Raw genomic sequence first — 17775 nt, forward strand, 5'->3', positions numbered from 1 at the left:
TCTGACGCAATTGAATCGGGCGCTGCCCTGCGCGAATCAAGGATACTCTGGCCAGATGGTCTACAACACTCATCAGCGTGACGTCGCAGCTCCATCTAGCGAAGTGGGGTCGCTCATCGATTCGCTTGCCGGTGAGAACGACCGGTTGTGGCCACGAAGCGACTGGCCAGCATTGCGCTTGAATGGACCGCTTGGGGTAGGCGCAGAGGGAGGACACGGGCCAGTGCGCTATTTCGTGACTGCATACGAGATCGGCAGACGGATCGAATTTCAGTTCACCGGTCCGTCGGGTTTCAATGGGCAGCACTCTTTCACTGCCACCAGCCTTACCGGCAAATCAACGCTGCTCCGGCACGAACTTTGCATATCACCTACCGGAATAGCCAGGCTTACCTGGCCACTCTTCTTCCGGCCCATGCACGATGCACTAATCGAAGAAAGCCTGGATCGTGCCGAAAATGAACTCGGTGCTTCTCCAAGTGCCGCGCACCGTCGGTCGCTGTGGACGAAGATCCTTCGGCTACCGTTCTCCGCACGGATGACCCGCAAGTAGGAAACCGACGCTAAAGGTCCCCGCCATGAGACAGTCTGGTCCCCATGCAACTTCAGCTTTAGGGCATGGACGGAAATCGAGATTTCTGTGGACGTGACTTCCGTAGTTTCCAGATCTGTCGAATTGCCCTCGGCTACAACGCGATCAGGTCGCCGTGCCAGAGCCGACCCCGGCAGCCACCTCTTCGATGCCGTTCAGGAGGTCCTGCAACCCGGGCTCCTCCAAGGGGAAATGGCCGCAGCTGCGAAGCAACCGGGTGGTGGTTGGGCCGGGCAAGGTTTGCAGGCTGCTCCCGCTCAGCGCTACCGGAGTCCACTCATCGAGCTCAGGGTGCATCAGATGTACGGGTACGCGTTTTATGCGCGCATCGGAGTGCGGATGCTGTATATAGCTGGCGAGGAATCCAAGAGGGACCCATGCGCCACCTCCACGGGCATCGTTCGCGCAAAGCCGTCCCAGTCCGGGGTCACGACCCATGTTTCTGAGATTGGCGATCCAAGAAATCCTGAGTGGGATCTGGGCAAGCGGACCCCGGACCAGCCTAAGCACGGGCACAAATGCCAAGGCAAGTGAGCCAAACCGCGTCATCGCAGAACGGGCTTTCGACTCTGTCGGGTCGAGAAGGCAGGTAGCGACCACGGCGGCCACCAAATGTGAACGGGCAGCTGCTTCCACCGTGAGCATGCCACCGATGCTTGCTCCGAGAAGAATGACGGGGCGACCGTCGTCTTCAGCTGCGACGAGATCGACTAGTAGGGCGATCCAATCTTCGTACCTCACCGTTCCGCGGGAAGCCGTCACGGTGCGTCCGTAAAGTGGCAAATCCACTGCGGCCAGGTCAATCCGGCGGCCTGCCAGCATGGATACGACGGGCCAAAGCGCCCCGCCATGGGCACCGGCTCCGTGGACGACAATCACCCGAACCGGGGCGTTGGCATCGCGCAACCGGAGGAGGTGGACAAGATGCTTTCTCCAAGTCCACCATTCCGAAACGGGAGGAATGAGTGAATCTTTTCTTGCCTGCGGCAGGAAGCGTGCATATTGCTCCATATCGACCCCGGCTGGTCCATACGACTGCATTGAGTCTGCCTTTCCAAAGTCGGCTGGTACTCAAGTCTTGCACGCCGAAGAAACAGACCGCTCGGAAAGGATACTCATTTCATGGCAGCGATGAGGGCGGCCAGCTCCGGGTGTCCCGCAGAAATTCCCCCTGCGGCGCAGCCCGGCTTAAGGAGCGGTGACCGTCGCAGTAGAGGGTGCTACCGAGTTGTCGGGAACCTCCGGATACAGTTCGGTCGGCAGGCCAACCGTAAATCCGTCATCACCCACCCGGAGGCCATCGACCGAGAGGGTATGAGCTTCGTTCTGGGTGCCGTCTGTTAGTTGGACCATCACGTGGCTTCCAGAATGTTCACCAACCACCACCTTCGCGTTCTGCGGGGTAATACCCCGCTCCGCTAAGATCTCCCGCGTCTTGGCGACCATTGCATCGTCCAAAACCCCTCCCGGGAAAGGATGAGTGACTCGGCATACCCCGTCTCGATCGGCGGCATAGGCCGCGGCAACCAGGTCCTTGCCTGCTTGTTCAATGGAGCCGACCGGTTTGCCCCCGTTACAGGTGTCGTCGGTGTAATCCCGGAACACGGAACACCCCGTCATGACGCCAGCGCACACCACCAACCCAACGATGCCAAGTCCAGCCGACTAGTATTTGCTCGGGATTCGCACGCTCCGCCGCTCAAGTTCGATCATGCAGACCATTATCGCCGAGACGTTTTCAGCTTCTGGGCGATCACTCCGTGTCGCTGAACCTCGCTGGATACCCGCACGGAGGCCTTCCACCGTCCTCAGCGAACAGCTGAGCTTGGGGCTCCCGGGTCAAGGTGCCCCACGTGGAAGACCTGGCTTGAGGTGAGCGGCCGACGGTCATTGCGGCAAGCATGCGACGTCACGCGATTTGAGCGTAACGTTGCAACTAAGCTGCCGGTCGCTTCTTCCCAATGAAAGTCGAGAAAATTCTCCATGCCTAAACACCATTTCAGCCCGCTTCTCCACCAGTCCACAGCACCTTTCTCGCACTTCGTGCGACACGGGGAAATTGGCTACACCGCAGGAATCATTGGACAACGGACCGATGACGGCTCGCTTGTCTCAAACGACGTCTCGGAACAGTGCGAGGCGATGATGAACAACCTGAATGCTTTATTGGGTGAACTCGGATTGAGCCTTTCGAATGTCCTGCGTGCCACGATCTACCTGACCGATTACAAAGACTTTGATGCGATCAACACCATCTATGCCAAACACTTGCGTGAGCCGTTTCCGGTCCGCACCACCCTTCAGGTGGTAGCGCTGCCGTTGGGTGCGAAGGTACAGATCGACGCTGTCGTCGTCATTTAGCATGCACGGGTGAGGGTTCTCGTTGCGGGTCTTGCCTGAAAGAAGCCCCTACGGGAACAGCGTCGAAGGCTGATCCGGACAGCTCGCTTGCCGGACGAACACCCCTTAGGCCCAAGGACTTGATTCAGTGGTCTTGCCGACACGGCATTCACCGAGTTGCATCTGGCAATGGAATTGCCGGTATGCTCTGTCACCATGTCGCTAGGACGCTCCAACCGGGGCGCACGCGGGACAGGGGGCTCTCGCCCCCGCCCTGGAAGCCGAGGGCGAATCCAGCCTGCGCACGCTGCTCGCGATAACCACCCCGGGAACTTTTGCATCGAATTTTGCGACAATTCCACAGATGCAAATATCAAGCCGCTATGCGCGGAGGTCAAACGCGCCCGGAAAGCCAGAAGCGGCGGCCGGAACCATGCGTTGCAGTTCCGAACCCCGCTCCCCCTGATCTAGCGCCTAAAAAGACGTGAGAAAAAACCACCGCCCGTGCGAGTTTTCTTGGGCGCATTCGGGTCGCAACTGCAGCGCTCTTTTTGCGGAACATGAGCCATGACCTGCTGGACATGCTGGCCGCAGCCGGCCCATGTTGTTTTATGGCATTGACGACAATTGACGGCACGGCACATGCTTACACTTCCTAAACTTAGTGGCACTTTAGCGGTGTCCCCGCGAGCATATCCAGTATTGCACATACCCTAGGGGGTATTGAAAAGCATGGGCTCAACCACGGCAAGGAAACCCCTAGGGGTATAGACTGAACTGAACTACGACCCCGAAGGATCCCACCATGCAGCTTGAAGCCGAAACCATGAAGCCCGCAATCAACAGGCTCAAGCGGGCACAGGGCCAGCTCAATGCTGTGATTCGCATGCTGGAAGAGGGAAGCGATTGCCGCGCAGTGGTCACGCAGCTTTCTGCCGCTTCCAAGGCGATTGACCGCGCAGGATTCTCCATCATCGCCACCGGACTGGAGCAGTGCCTGCAATCCGAAGATCCGGAATTAGACCGAGCCGACATGGAGAAATTATTCCTCTCACTGGCCTAGGCCAGAAGCCGGAGGCTGCCCTGGAGACTACGAAGCGATTCCCCATCTTGCATGAAGTCACAAGTCCGGTCGTCTAGTCCCGGGCATCATCCAGCAGCGCCGCCAGGAGTGCGCGGTCCGCCCCATCAAGCAAGCCCACGAACCGCGCGAGGCAGTTCTCCTTATTATTGGTCTCCGTTAACGAACGGACCATATGCGCCGCAGAAAACTGGCAACCGGTCAGCGTGGCCTCGTAGGTCCAGACTCTCCCGGTCAGCGTGCGCGCGAGCATTCCCTTGTCGAAGAGGTGCCCAAGCACGGTGGCGACCGTAGTGTAAGCAGGTGTGGCTTCCTCTTCCGCATCCATTATTTCGAGTACGGTTCGCGCGGTGTGCGGTTGGCCGCTGCGCCATAAAATGTTCATCACCCGGCGCTCCAGGGGTCCGAGCTGCGGGGCGTGCTCCACGCTGAAGGGCAAGGTCGGCTGCACAGAGTCGCTGGTCATCGAGCAAGACCTCCAATTGGTGCGCGTGGACGCGCAGGTACAGCACACTGAACTTGGCCAGAAAGCCGGAAAACCAAGGCGACCAGCGTTGATGCCACTGCAATGCCTGCCAGCCATGGCTGCAACGGAGCAAAGTACGTAATTGCTCCGGAGTATCCCAAAGCCAAGAGGGCGATTTTATTGCAGACCGGGCAGCCCACGGCGAACCAAGCCAGAACCCCGCCGGTGAGCCCCAGCCGAGAAGTGGCTTTCCCTTCTCTTCCCTGCCGTTGTTCGGCGGACCGGGTTGCCGGATACTGACTCTGTGCGGAACCACTTGAATTCATTTCAGTTGAATTCTTGACGTAGCTTGCCAAGAGAAGTCCCGAAAGTCCCGAGATGGCGATCCACACTGGGTAATTCCATAGGGTTGCGGGGATCTCGCGGGTGAAGATGCCGTTGGGAATCAAGACTGTTGCGAGCCCCAAAAGCACTCCTATCGCCACGGTGGCAGCGATTGCCGTCAGCCACTGCCGAGTCCCCCATAGGCGCAAGGCCTGTCCCGACAAGGGAATCCGACTGATAAATCCCTTCACCCATTCGTTCGCTGGCAACCTAGCTCCTTACCGAGTGCAGGCGGTCGCTCCGCCCGCATTTGTTTATTACTATGCCTCATCGTAGTGTTACTAATCAACGTAGTAGTCAGGATTGACGGCCGTAGGCAGGGAAGGAAATACAGATGACGAGCACGAATGAGACCGCTTCGAGGACAGCCAAGGGGAAACGTCTTCCGTGGTTTTGGCTCCTCCCCATTCCGATCGTCATCGTCGCCGCCTTGCTGATTTGGTCCCAGATATCGGGCAAAGATCCAGAATCGACGCAGGCACCTTCGGCGATAGCCGAGAGCACCCAAGAAACGTCCGCTACGCCCGCGGCACCGCCGGCCTTTCCCGACGTCTCTCGCCTGGATCCAAAGGATCCAACTGCTGTGGGGTCGGTCGATGCCCCCGTCGTCATGGTGGCCTACTCAGATTTCCAATGCCCGTTCTGCGCCAAGTGGACCGATAGCACCCTGCCGGAACTCACCGAGAAATACGTAGACAACGGGCAGCTGCGGATCGAGTGGCGAGATCTGGACATCTTCGGCGAGGCCTCGCTGACGGCCGCCCAGGCGGGCCAGGCAGCCGCACTGCAAGGCGGCTATATCGATTTCCACCATCGCATGTCCCAAGGCGGGAACATCTCCGCGGCAAAAGACTTCACCGATGAGTCCCTGATTGCGATCGCCGAAGATCTGGGGATGGAGGGCGATAAACTCGTCACCGATATGGGCAGCAGCCAGGTCAAGGACGCGGTGCAGCGCAATATTGCAGAAGCCCAGTCCCTAGGGGTACTGAGCACACCGTCATTCCTCATCAACCGGACACCCTTCGTCGGCTCCCAGCCACTGGCCAACTTCGAGGCGGCAATCGAGGCAGAACTCGCCAAGGCCGAAGCCGAGCAACCGTAGTGGAGGCCGGAATCCTATTTGCCTTTGTCGGTGGGCTGCTCGGCCTGTTCAGCCCTTGCAATGCAATGCTTCTGCCGGCGTTCTTTGCCCATGCGGCGACTTCCACCCGGCGGCTTGGTGCCATCGGCTTGGCCTTTCTTGCCGGCACGCTAGCCACGCTGGTACCACTTGGCCTGGGCATGGGGTGGCTCGGCGGAGCCCTTGCCATTGACCGCGGACTGCTCATTGTCATCGCAGCATGGGTGATAGTGGCCTTCGGACTGCTGCAGATATTTGGCGGCGGCTTTGACGCCGCCCGATTCTTTCCGCCACGAGTACGCCAGCCGCGTGCTCCGGGCTCGCTATGGGGTGCAGCGCTCTTGGGTACCGTTGCCGGTGTCGCAGGTTTTTGCACCGGACCGGTCCTTGGCGCAATCCTGACCTTGGTCCTCACCTCGGGCAGCCCGCTGGCCGGAGGCCTGCTGCTTTCCGTGTACGGCGCTGGCACGGTACTGCCCATCATCGCTCTGGCGTGGGCCATCAAGAAGTACGGCGGGATGCGCTGGAGGTGGATGCGCGGCCGCCAGCTTCGGCTCGGCCGGTTGCACTTGCACAGCAATACCCTGATCGCCGGAACAGTCACCTTGCTCGTCGGTGTGGCGATGCTTCTGACCGGCGGCTTGGCCACCGCCGGCGAGCTGCTGCCGCACGACATCCTCGAGGCAATTTCTTCAACTGCCGCGAACATCGACGCGGCCATACCAACATGGATCTGGATCGCTCTGGCCGCGGCCGGTTTCTTCGCCTGGTGGCTTGCAGAAGCTCGCCGCCGCCTATCGGCATCGGCTACCGCTCGGGCGGCGCAGTCCACTTCCACGAAGGGAACACCATGAACCATCATCTTCTGCTCCATCTTGCCGGAACCGGCGACGCCCCGCTGCCCAATCTGGAGATGGCTGCGCGCATCGCCCGCAACGCCCGGGCCGAGCTCCCCGATTGGACCATCGAGCTTGTGGTCCAAGGCCCGCAGGTAGCGCTCCTGGCCACCGGGAGCGAGCTGGCCCAAGAGGTGGTTTCGCTAGTGGATGCCGGGTTCATCGTGAGTGCCTGTGCCAACAGCCTGCGCTCGGCCGCAGTTGACGGCGAAGGGCTGGCAGCCGGCGTGCGAATTGTCAGCGCCGCGGTGGCGCGCCTGGCCACCGCTCAAATGGACGGTGCCGCGTACATCCGTGTTTAGTGCGGCAACACCGATTTTGGGAATCCATTGCTTACCTCATCGGACACAGAATGCCGGCGTTCCTCCGTTAGTGGAGGAACACCGGCATTCATGTCACTGGATTAGGGCAGAAGCCTAGCTTGCTCGTTACGTTCGCCCGAACCCACGCAGCCGCAGCGAGTTCGCGACGACCAGCACCGAGCTGGCGGCCATGGCGGCACCTGCAATCATGGGATTCAAGAATCCCAGGGCTGCCACCGGAATACCGGCGGTGTTGTAGAGAAACGCCCAGAACAGGTTCATCTTGATAGTTCCCAGTGTCTTGCGGGAAAGCTCGATAGCTTGCGCAACCTGCTCGACGTCATTGCCCATGATGGTGACATCGGCCGCTTCAATGGCCACATCCGTACCGGAACCCATCGCGATGCCGAGGTCCGCCTGAGCCAGCGCCGGAGCGTCATTGACGCCGTCACCGACCATTGCCACGACCCTGCCCTGCTCCTGCAGCTGGCGCACGGCCTGGGCTTTGCCTTCGGGGAAGACATCCGCGAACACGTCTTCCGGCGCAATACCGACCTTGGCGGCAACTTGCTGCGCTACCGCCTTGTTATCCCCGGTGAGCAATACCGGGCGCAACCCAAGGTCCTTGAGCCTTGCAATGGCTGCGGCCGAGGACTCCTTGATGGTGTCGGTCAGGTTGACGAATCCGGCGAAGGCTCCATCCACGCCGACCATGATCGAGGTCGCGCCGCTGCTCTGCGCGGCGGCCAGATCCGCGCGTTGCCGATCGGTGAGCTCAATCCCATTTTCCTTCAGCCAGCTTTCCCGGCCTGCCACCACGGTGTGCGCGCCCACCGTTGCTCGCACGCCGCCACCGGCGGCGGAGACGAACCCGGTAGCTACGGCCAAGGAAGCCTTGGCACGCGCCGCTTCGACAATTGCTTGGGCAATCGGGTGCTCGGACCCCGACTCGGCGGCGCCGGCCAGTGCCAGCAGCGCTTCTTCGTCAAATCCCGACGCCGGCGTTGTAGAGGTGACCGCAAGGTTGCCCTCGGTCACGGTGCCGGTCTTGTCCAGCAGCACGGTGTCAACCTTGCGGGTGTCTTCCAGGACTTGCGGTCCACGGATCAAGATGCCCAGCTGGGCCCCGCGTCCGGTACCCACCAGCAATCCAATAGGAGTCGCCAGGCCTAAGGCACAAGGGCAAGCAATGACCAGCACCGCTACCGCGGCAGCGACGGCCGAGCCCATATCACCGGTGAGCAACAGCCAGAGAACGAAGGTGGACAGCGCAATGACCAGCACAATCGGCACGAAGACCGCGGAGATGCGGTCTGCAAGTCGAGCGATCGGCGCCTTGCCCGTCTGCGCCTGGGATACCAGGCGTCCCATCTGAGCCAGCGTGGTGTCCTTGCCAACGCGGGTAGCGCGAACAACCAGTACGCCCGAGGTATTGATAGTCGCACCGGTAACGGTGTCATCCGGGCCGACTTCCACGGGCACCGATTCTCCGGTAACCAACGCGGTATCCACCGCCGAGTGTCCCGAGACGACAAAGCCGTCGGTGGCAATTTTCTCGCCGGGGCGCACAATGAACTCATCACCGGGAATCAACTCGGCCGCTGAAACCTTGGTTTCGACTCCGTCGCGGATCACCGTGGCTTCCTTGGCGCCTAGATCCAGCAAGGTCTTAAGCGCGTCGCCGGCCCGGACCTTGGCGCGGGCTTCCAACCAGCGGCCGAGCAGCAGGAAGGTCGCCACGACACCCGCGGTCTCGAAGTACAGCGCATGCTCGCTCATGGCCATGCCGACGTGGGCCGTGATATTCGGATCCGCAATCAGCTGCCACAGCGAGTAGAAGTAAGCGGCAAGTACACCGATAGAGACCAGGGTGTCCATGGTGGAGGACAGATGGCGCGCGTTGATGGCAGCGGCACGGTGGAACGGCCAGGCTGACCAGAACGTCACCGGGGTGGCAAGCGCCAGCGCAACCCACCCCCAATGCGGGAATTGAGCGCCGGGGATCATGGAAATAATGAACAGCGGCACGGTGAAGATCGCGCCGACAATGAGGCGTGTCTTCAGGTCCTGGCCGGCCTGCGCGGCGGGCTTGTTCCTGCGCGGCGGCTCAAGCGATGCTGCTGCAGTGGAGGTTTGCGCGGTTTCGGTCTGCGAACGGGCTGTCTGCTCTGCGTATTGATCCACCTTGAGGTTGGCCTTGTAGCCGGCGGATTCGACGGTCGAGATCAGCTCTTCGTCCGTTACGCCTTCCGGAACCGTCACGCGAGCGGACTCCAGCGGAAGATTCACCAGCGCTTCCACGCCTTCCAGCTTCCCCAGTTTGCGTTCGACTCGACCCACGCAGGAAGCACAGGTCATTCCCTGAATATCCAACTCGACGATGCGTTGATTGGTGGGGAATGCGGTGTCGTTACTCATGATTCCACTTCTTTCTCACTCCCGGAGACGGGCACATATAGCTATTCGCGCCCCGTCTCGGGGCCGGTATTTAGGCTTCCGCGGAAACGAGCTTGTAGCCCGCTTCGGCGACGGCCGCTTCGAGAATCGAGTTCTCGACTGGTTTGTTGGTGGCGATGGTAGCCGTAGAGGCTCCACCGACGACGAGGTCAACCTCGACATTGCTGACACCAGGGATCTCTTGGAGTTCCTCGGTCACTGACGAAACACAGTGCCCGCAGGTCATGCCTTCAATCTTCAAGGTGATGTTGCTGCTCATGATGTCCTCCGTGTTTGTTGTATTGCTATTTGCTTCTTCATCGCTCGAGCTGCATCCGCAGCAGCTTGATTCGTTGCTCATGAGTTCCTCTTCTCGCGGGATCTCTCGGTTCTCGAAAAGTCATCTGGGCAAACGGCTGGCCTTGCAGGCATCTCCATGATTTTGCATGAGCCTCAACAACGGCCATTGCGTTTTCCATACCTTGACAATATACCCCTAGAGGGTATCGAGTCAAGTACCCCCATAGGGTATATTTTCAGTTAAATTCAAAGACACTGGATCCAACGAACTGCGTCATGAATTCATTGATTGTCCAGTGTCCGGGTAGATGCTTCATGCACAATTGCCCAGACCCCAGGATTGCAGAGTGAGAAATCGGGGCGCGAAGCACCACCCAGGGGATACCGCCGATTTCCGAAAACTAGCCATTGCACTCAAGGCAGGCAGGACTTCGCGGCATCCGCGGGAAGCGCGGCCCTGAACTTATAGAGGATGCCGCCCTCACCGCCGGGGCCAGATAGCTGACGGCGCGCAACCAGGGTGCAGCGGAACCTGCAAATACTCCACCGACCGCGTACCTTGCAGGAAAAGCCACCGCTGTCATCGGGGTGTATATGACTCCACCCGAGGGCTCCCTGAGGCTCTGCATCGAGGAGAAATCCCGAATCCAGGCCCTTGCGCGAACAACACCGCTCTTGCTGATCCGAATGGAATGCAGCGAAGACGCGCCGCGGATCTGGCGCCAGGCCTTCTAGGCTTTGCTCAGCAGATTGGCCGGATCCAATCCGGGGCGATTTCCGCACTCGCGAAGGGATCATCATTCAGCTCACAATGCTTTTTTCGTGAAGTGGTGGCTCGTCTCGCCGCTGCGGATCAACACTCATTCCACGCCGGCCCGCGGATCAGGGCCGAATCTGGCGAAGGATTGGATCCTGATCGCTTATCGACAGGCGAGCGAGCGCGGCAGGTCCAGCGCCGCGAAAAATCTGAATCGGCATATCCGGAAATTCACTCCGGGGTGGGTTGAGCACGGAGATCAAATTGCATAAAGCTCATCCACTGCGGAAAGCTTGCGGACGGCTCCCCCTTCCAGAACTTCTAAACACCGGGCACGAGATCAACGATTCGGCGAAAGCGCAGTTGGGCCCGGAGGATCTTCGGCGTTCAAAGATCCTCCGGGCCCAGCTCACAAGTCAACCTTGAACAGCTAGTTGATCAGGCTTGATGATAGGTTTCGGCGAGCGCGTAGACGGGTGTGGGCAGCCCCTCGAAACGGGCCTTGAGCTGCAAGCCCAGATATTTCGAGTAGTGCCTGGACTGGTGCAAGTTCCCGCCGTGGAACCAGAGATTCTTGACCTTGGTTGGCTTCCACATATTTCGCAGTTCGCCTTGCCAGGGACCTGGATCCTTAGTGGTTTCAGAGCCCAAGCCCCAGCATTTACCCACCGCATCGGCGACCTCTTGGGAGATCAGGTGGGCGGCCCAGCCGTTCATCGACCCATAGCCTGTTGCGTAGACCACCGCGTCGGCGGGCAGCTCGGTTCCATCGGCCAGGATCACGCTGTGCTCGGTCAAGTGCGAGACCTCGCCCTGGGCCAAGGCAATTGAGCCATCGGCCACCAGCTCGCTCGCGCCGATGTTGATGTAGTAGCCCGAGCCGCGGCGCAGATACTTGAGGAACAGCCCCGAGTCGTCATCGCCGAAGTCGAGGTCGAAGCCCACGTCCTCCAAGGACTTGTAGAACTCTGCATCCTGTTCGCGGACCTTGTCGAACGCGGGCCGCTGGAAATCCGGCAGGACCTTGTACGGGATGGAAGCAAAGATCAGGTCCGCCTTGTGGTGATCGATGCCTGCGGCCAAGGCCTGTTCGGAATACAGCGGCCCCAGCACGGTATTCATCAAGGATTCCGAACGCACGATGTGGGTGCTGGAACGCTGCACCATGGTGGGCTTGGCACCGTTCTGGACCAAATCTGCGCAAATATCGTGGGCCGAATTGTTCGCACCGATCACCACGACATTTTTCCCTGCATAGCGTTCACCGCCTGGGTGCTTCGAGGAATGATTCTGTTCCCCGCCGAAGCTCTCGGCACCCGGGTAGCGGGGAACGTTGGGGATTCCAGACATTCCGGTGGCCAGGACCAATTGGGTGGGGCGCAGGGTGAGCGGCACCCCGTCGCGTTCGACTTCGACGATCCAGCCTTCGCCGTCCGGGTCTTGCTTCGCGCTGGTCGCTTCGGTCAGGGACCAGTAGTCCAGTTCCATGAGCTTGGTATAGCTTTCCAGCCAGTCGCCCATCTTGTCCTTGGGAGTGAACACCGGCCAGTGGTCGGGAAATTCGATGTACGGCATATGGTCGTACCAGACCGGGTCATGCAGGGCCAGCGAGTGGTAGCGCGAGCGCCACTGGTCCCCCGGCCTCGGATGCTTGTCGATGACCAGGGCCGGGACACCCATGCGTTTGAGCCGTGCGGCCAATCCGATGCCGCCCTGGCCGCCACCGATGATCAGAGTGTACGGCTGCTCGGTGATTCCCAGTGTTTGCCGCTGGGCTTCGCGGCGGTCCAGCCAGTTCTCCTTGCTCATCGCCGAGCCGTGCTCGGCCCCGAGTTCGCGCCTGGCCCCGGCAGGTTCGGGATATTCGCGCAGTTCCTGGGCCGTGCTCAGCAGGGTCCAGCACCGGCCGTCGCGCAGGCGGAAGAGCCCGAGCCCGTCTATGGCATCGTTCTCGAAGGTGTACCAGGCCTCGACAACTCCATCGGCATCCTGTGCGCTGGTCACCTTCAGGTTTCGCGGCCATGCCCCGCGCTCGACGCCGAGCAGCATTTTCGCGATGTCTTCGCGCCCTTCGCTGGTATGCAGGTTCCAGGTCAATGCGGTGAGGTCCCGCCAATAGCATTCCTCGCCGAAGAGCTCCGCGGCCCCTTGCACATCGCCTGCAGCCAAGGTCTGCTCCAGCGTGCGGCACCATTCTTGAGCCTGCGCCAGTGGATCGTTGTTTGCCATTGTCATCACGTCAATTCATCGGGAGTCCGGGAAATGATGCGGCTTGCTCTGCCGCCCTGAAGCAAGGCTATGACACGGGTCACAAAATGGAAGCGTTGCAATAGGTTGCATGCCTCTGGGGATCAAGTTTGGCGGTACACCGGAACCATCAGCCGATAGGGCCGGGAGGCTATCAGGCCACGCAGCTTTGCACGCAGCCGGGAGATTTCGGCTCGAATAGTCACGTTGGGCGTGTGCGCAGGCCACAGGTCCTGGAGCTGCCCCGCGGTGGCTCCCGCGGGGCAGTTCGCCAGTAGCTCCAGGATTTGCCAGTGCTTGGCACTGAGCCCAATGCGGGTCGTTCCGCTTGGCATGTGCACCAGCGCTTCCTGGATGCCCCCGGCGCAGAGCTCCAGCGTCACCTGCTCATCGGCTCGTTGCAGGAGCCAGCCGCCGGCAGTTCTGCGCGCTTCCACCGCACCGATGCCAAGGATCCAGTTGCGCCCCTCTTCCAAGGCTGGCGGCAAGGAGATTCTGCCGCTGATGTTGTATCCCCGAGCGGACGCCACAGAACCCTGGGGATCAACCAGCAGGTATGCGCCCGCCGGCAGCGTTGCCGCCAGTTCCAGACGTTGCATTTTCAGGGCATGCTCACCTCGCAGCAGTAATTCCGCTTCGTGGGCGACCGATGAAACCAGCGCCAGCGAGTGCGGGTGAGCGGTGCGAAATGATCCGGCCAAGGTGATGGCGCCGACCAAGGATGACGTGGCAGGGTTGCTGACCGGCGCCGAGGTGCAGACCCAGGAATGCTGTTCTTCGCGCGCATGCTCCGGACCAAAAATTTGCACCGGTGTCCGCTCGGCCATGGCGGCGCCGATGCCGTTGGTGCCGACGTCCCCTTCCCGCCATCTGGCCCCCGCGACAAAGCCGATATCATCGCTTCTCCGGCGGATCATCGAAGGTCCCAAGACCCAAAGCACGTACCCCTGGCTATCGGAGATCACCAATTGGTTTCCAGCCTGAGTGGCCAGCGACAGGAGCCGGTCCTTGAACAGCTCAATGAGTCCGTTTAATTCCTCATTGGATTCCCGCCGCTCGCGGACAGTTGCAAGGTCCAGAGGAACAATGTCCTTGTACTGCGCTCCGGCGCGCGACCAGGAACGCGCCACCACGGGTCGAACCAGCGATGGAATGCGCGTGCCTTCGGCCCAGCTCTGATGCAAGGCTTTGAGGCCCCGTGCTTTATTGGCTGGGTCTTCCCCAGCTGTCAGGGCCGCTTGGAACAGCGTCTGGGACCCACCGTGCTCCACAGTCATTTACTGAGAATGCCATGCTTCGCTAGTGGATGGGAAGCTTTCGCCGCTTAAAATCGCTGAGACTTTCCCCGAATCGTCGAAGGAACTGGGGAAGGCCCGCGAGCAGGTGCGAGTTGGCCTGTGTGCTGCCGTGAATTCGGCGACCGCCTTGGTTGCGGCATCTACGATGCTTGCGCTGCACTCCGCAGCAGCCAGGCAACTCGCCTATCTCTTCCCCGTCACCAGATCCGCCAGGTGCGCTATGGCGGAGGTCTTCGTCCCACCCTTGGATTCGGCCCGGTCCGCCATCCCATAGGCAGCATAGAGCCCCGTGGTGGCCATCCAACGAAGCGGTTCGGGTTCCCACTGCCGCACCTTGTGGTTGACCCAGGGCAAATTGGTCAGCGCGGTATTCTGGCCTAAGACCAGATCGCGCAGGGTTCGACCGGCAAGGTTGGTGGTAGCCACGCCGGTCCCCACATATCCCCCGGCCCAGCCGATTCCAGTGCGCGGATCCATACCGACGGTGGCGGCCCAATCTCGCGGAACCCCGAGCACCCCGGACCAGGCATGAGCGATCGCCGCTTGCTTGGCTTGCGGGAATAGCCGTTGCAAAATTTCTTGGAGTCCGTTGACCGTCACCGCGGGAGTCATCCCATCAAGGTCGGTACGCGACCCGAATTTGTAGGGAACTCCGCGACCTCCAATGGCGATCCGATCATCGGCGGTGCGCTGGGCGTACATGTACACGTGGGCAAAATCGCCAAGCACTTCGCCGTTCTTCCAGTTCACCTCATCCCAGAAAGATGCATCCAGCGGCTCGGTGGCAATCATCGAAGAATTCATCGGCAGCCACAAGCGCTTATGGCCTTTAATTCCGGCGGTAAAGCCCTCGGTCGCACGAATGATGAAGTCCGCGGTGACGGTGCCACCAGCAAAATCCAGTCGGTGAGAACTGATCTCGGTGACTCTGGTGCTCTCGAAGATTTCTACTCCGAGAGATTCGACTGCCTGTGCCAGCCCACTGACCAGTTTTGCCGGTTGGATCCGGGCGGCATGCGGGTGCCAGGCGGCGGCAAGTGTGCCCGCGACGTTGATCTGCTGTGCAGCTTCGGAGCTTTCCAGCAGCTGCACCGTGCTGTGCTCCCAAGACTGCTCGGCGGTCACGAAGGCGCGCAATCGTGCCTCTTGGGCCGGATTGTACGCAACCTCGAATTCGCCGCCCTGCAGAATGTCCGCGTCGATGTTCTCCGCGGCGCAGAACCGCACCACTTCGTCGATGGTTTGATTCATGGCCAGCTGAAAGTCGTCGACCGCTTGCCGGCCGTGGGATTTCAGATATTGTTCGCGTCCACCGGTAATGGTGTTGGTCAGCCAGCCGCCATTGCGTCCGGACGCCCCATACCCGATATGGCGCTGCTCCAGGATAGCGATGCGCAGGCTAGGCGCTGCTTGCTTCAAATAGTAGGCGGCCCACAGACCGGTAAAACCGGCACCCACAATGGCAACGTCAAATGCATGGGATCCGCGCAGAGTTTCCCGCGAGGTGGGTAATCCAAGGCGTTCCCACCAATGAGATACGTGGCCATTGATCATGTGATTCCTTCGTTCCGCAACGAATAAATGAACCACGCTCACTTTATGGTTCCGAAATCACTGTAGAGTCACGGCACCCACCCTGGCAAGGGTTCAAGAAGCTATTCGGAAAGCTCCACATGCGCGCCCGGTGCCGGAGCACTGACCATCATGGTGGCGACTCCCACCTCGTCTCCGAGCTGCGTCATCACCTGCTCGGCGTGTTCGGCATCGCGCACCAGCAGGGCCAAGGTCGGTCCCGACCCGGACACCATGGCCCGCAGCGCGCCGGCGCCTTCGGCGAGGTCCCGCACGGTTCCAAGTTCCGGAGCCAAGGCCAAGGATGCCTGCGTCAGGTCATTGACCAGAAGCTGCGACAGCGCTTCGGTATCCGATTCCATCAGCGCTTTAATGACCTGTGGATCGATCTCTTGTGGAACCTCAACACACTGGCCGGCGCGCAGCCGGTCGAGCATCGAATAGACGCGAGGGGTCGATAAGCCAAAACTGGCAGGGATCAATACCCACTGCGTCTTGGCACGGGTCAGCAAGGGGGCGAGTTTGTCGCCGATGCCCAGGCCGATGGCCGCACCGCCCATGAGCGCAAAAGGCACATCGGCGCCGAGCCGGGCGCCAAGCCTGCCAAGCTCTTCACGGTCCAGTCCGGTCCCCCACAGCTCGTTGCAGGCAACGAGAGCAGCCGCGGCATCCGCGGAACCGCCGCCCATCCCGCCGGCAATCGGTACACGCTTGGTGATGTGGAGGTTTGCACCCAAGGTGCAACCGGTATGCTCGCGGAGAAGCTCGGCGGCTTTCCACACGAGGTTATTTTGGCCCAGCGGGAAATTTTCCGGATCGGCAACTACCGGCGAGCCCGGTTCCAGGCTCAGCTGCAGTTCACCGTCTGCACGCAGGGTGGCTTCGATTTGCTCCAGCAGGGATACCGCGACATACAGGCTGGCGACCTCATGGTAGCCGTCCTCACGCGGTGGTCCCACCCGGAAATAGCAGTTAATTTTTCCCGGCGCGGTGGCGATGACGCGTTGCTTGGCCATCGTTAGTCTTCGGTCTGCACGAGCGCCGGCACCGTGTGAGCCGCACGAGCAATCGAGATGAATCCGTCTACGTCCAGCTTCTCCCCGCGCTCCTTCGGGTCGATGCCTGCAGCGTGCAGGATCTGCTCGGCGCGAGCGCCGGATCCGGCCCACCCGGACAGGGCAGCGCGCAGCGTCTTGCGGCGTTGGGCAAAGGCTGCGTCAATGATGGCAAAGACTTCCTTGCGGTCTGGTGCGTCGCTGCGATCCTTGTCGCGAGTGAAAGCCACCAGGCCGGAATGGATCTTGGGGGCCGGCCAAAAGACGTTCATGCCAATGACGCCGGCCTTGCGCATGGTGCCGTACCAGGCGCCCTTGACCGAGGGGACACCGTAGATCTTATTTCCCGGTGTCGCACACATCCGGTCGGCGACCTCGTCCTGCACCATCACCAGGCCATGGGTGATGGATTCGAAATGCTCCATCAGGTGCAGCACCACGGGCACTGCAACGTTATATGGGAGATTTGCGACAAGGGCGGTGGGATTGCCCGGAAGCTCGGTGATCTTCATGGCATCGCTGAGGATCACCGTCAGGTCCTCTTCTCGGCCCGGACGGAGTTCGGCCATGGTCTGCGGCAACCGCTTCGCAAGCGGCGGGTCGATCTCTACGGCGACCACCTTTGCCGCGGCATCCATGATTCCGAGGGTCAGCGAGCCGAGGCCCGGTCCGACCTCGAGCACGGTCTCCTCCGGGGAGACATTTGCGGTGGCCACAATCCTGCGGATGGTGTTTCCGTCAATGACAAAGTTCTGCCCGAGGGTCTTCGTGGGACGTATCCCAAGCTCCTCGGCCAGTCGACGGATTTCGGTAGCCCCAAGCAGTGGCAAAGATTCCTTAGACATCACACCTACAATTCTAGTTCAGCGCGCAAGGACTGCTGACGCGACGCGACGCGCCCACCCGAATGGGGTGGACGCGTCGCG

15 protein-coding genes are annotated in these 17775 nt (G+C 60.7%); 5 read left to right on the forward strand and 10 right to left on the reverse strand.

The features are described 5' to 3' along the window. Window positions 1–697: 697 nt before the first annotated feature. Both ACT3TP_RS02750 and ACT3TP_RS02755 read right to left on the reverse strand, forming a co-directional pair. The gene (locus ACT3TP_RS02750; protein WP_444619206.1) at window positions 698–1633 is read right to left on the reverse strand and encodes an alpha/beta hydrolase; all 936 of its coding nucleotides are present in this window, start codon (window positions 1631–1633) and stop codon (window positions 698–700) included. Window positions 1634–1780: 147 nt separating this feature from the next. Beyond that, window positions 1781–2197: a hypothetical protein gene (locus ACT3TP_RS02755; protein WP_444619208.1), complete on the reverse strand. Its 417-nt coding sequence runs from the start codon at window positions 2195–2197 to the stop codon at window positions 1781–1783. Between the two features lie 378 nt (window positions 2198–2575). On the opposite strand from ACT3TP_RS02755, the gene ACT3TP_RS02760 reads away from it, so the two are divergent. Together ACT3TP_RS02760 and ACT3TP_RS02765 are read left to right on the forward strand one after the other, a co-directional pair. Further along, window positions 2576–2953, forward strand: a complete 378-nt coding sequence (locus ACT3TP_RS02760) for a RidA family protein (protein ID WP_096287629.1) — start codon at window positions 2576–2578, stop codon at window positions 2951–2953. Between the two features lie 784 nt (window positions 2954–3737). After that, window positions 3738–3995, forward strand: a complete 258-nt coding sequence (locus ACT3TP_RS02765; RefSeq protein WP_444619210.1) for a metal-sensitive transcriptional regulator — start codon at window positions 3738–3740, stop codon at window positions 3993–3995. Window positions 3996–4068: 73 nt separating this feature from the next. Here the strand turns inward: ACT3TP_RS02765 and ACT3TP_RS02770 are convergent, their stop codons facing one another. Beyond that, a complete protein-coding gene (locus tag ACT3TP_RS02770) occupies window positions 4069–4479 on the reverse strand; it encodes a BlaI/MecI/CopY family transcriptional regulator (protein ID WP_176484231.1) in 411 nt (136 codons plus the stop codon). 718 nt (window positions 4480–5197) lie between these two features. Here ACT3TP_RS02770 and ACT3TP_RS02775 point away from each other — a divergent pair. The 3 genes from ACT3TP_RS02775 to ACT3TP_RS02785 are packed head-to-tail and all read left to right on the forward strand — an operon-like array spanning window position 5198 to window position 7184. Continuing rightward, window positions 5198–5968 (forward strand): thioredoxin domain-containing protein, encoded by a 771-nt coding sequence (locus ACT3TP_RS02775; RefSeq protein ID WP_444619212.1) that lies wholly within the window; start codon window positions 5198–5200, stop codon window positions 5966–5968. Continuing rightward, window positions 5968–6840, forward strand: coding sequence for a cytochrome c biogenesis CcdA family protein (locus tag ACT3TP_RS02780; RefSeq protein ID WP_444619214.1), 873 nt, complete (start codon window positions 5968–5970; stop codon window positions 6838–6840). The genes ACT3TP_RS02775 and ACT3TP_RS02780 overlap by 1 nt, the downstream gene beginning before the upstream one ends. Beyond that, on the forward strand, window positions 6837–7184 hold the full coding sequence (locus tag ACT3TP_RS02785) for a DsrE family protein (RefSeq protein WP_444619216.1): 348 nt from the start codon (window positions 6837–6839) through the stop codon (window positions 7182–7184). Before ACT3TP_RS02780 ends, ACT3TP_RS02785 begins: the two co-directional genes overlap by 4 nt. A 126-nt stretch (window positions 7185–7310) precedes the next feature. Here the strand turns inward: ACT3TP_RS02785 and ACT3TP_RS02790 are convergent, their stop codons facing one another. From ACT3TP_RS02790 to rsmA, 7 genes are all read right to left on the reverse strand, one after another. Further along, complete coding sequence (locus tag ACT3TP_RS02790) at window positions 7311–9602, reverse strand: heavy metal translocating P-type ATPase (RefSeq protein ID WP_444619218.1); 2292 nt, start codon at window positions 9600–9602, stop codon at window positions 7311–7313. Window positions 9603–9672: 70 nt separating this feature from the next. Continuing rightward, entirely contained in the window at window positions 9673–9900 is a 228-nt protein-coding gene (locus tag ACT3TP_RS02795) for a heavy-metal-associated domain-containing protein (RefSeq protein WP_444619221.1), read from the reverse strand. Between the two features lie 1215 nt (window positions 9901–11115). Next, window positions 11116–12912, reverse strand: a complete 1797-nt coding sequence (locus ACT3TP_RS02800; protein ID WP_444619223.1) for an NAD(P)-binding domain-containing protein — start codon at window positions 12910–12912, stop codon at window positions 11116–11118. A gap of 116 nt (window positions 12913–13028) precedes the next feature. Further along, window positions 13029–14201, reverse strand: coding sequence for a GAF domain-containing protein (locus ACT3TP_RS02805; RefSeq protein ID WP_444619225.1), 1173 nt, complete (start codon window positions 14199–14201; stop codon window positions 13029–13031). Between the two features lie 204 nt (window positions 14202–14405). After that, the gene (locus ACT3TP_RS02810; RefSeq protein WP_444619227.1) at window positions 14406–15776 is read right to left on the reverse strand and encodes an NAD(P)/FAD-dependent oxidoreductase; all 1371 of its coding nucleotides are present in this window, start codon (window positions 15774–15776) and stop codon (window positions 14406–14408) included. Between the two features lie 101 nt (window positions 15777–15877). Next, window positions 15878–16810, reverse strand: a complete 933-nt coding sequence (locus ACT3TP_RS02815) for a 4-(cytidine 5'-diphospho)-2-C-methyl-D-erythritol kinase (protein ID WP_105553881.1) — start codon at window positions 16808–16810, stop codon at window positions 15878–15880. 2 nt (window positions 16811–16812) lie between these two features. Next, window positions 16813–17694 carry a 16S rRNA (adenine(1518)-N(6)/adenine(1519)-N(6))-dimethyltransferase RsmA gene (gene rsmA, locus ACT3TP_RS02820; RefSeq protein WP_444619229.1) on the reverse strand — a complete coding sequence of 294 codons (882 nt, stop codon included), beginning with the start codon at window positions 17692–17694 and terminating at the stop codon, window positions 16813–16815. Window positions 17695–17775 lie beyond the last annotated feature (81 nt).

The organism is Glutamicibacter sp. AOP38-B1-38 (assembly GCF_052377485.1).
Classification (GTDB): domain Bacteria; phylum Actinomycetota; class Actinomycetes; order Actinomycetales; family Micrococcaceae; genus Glutamicibacter.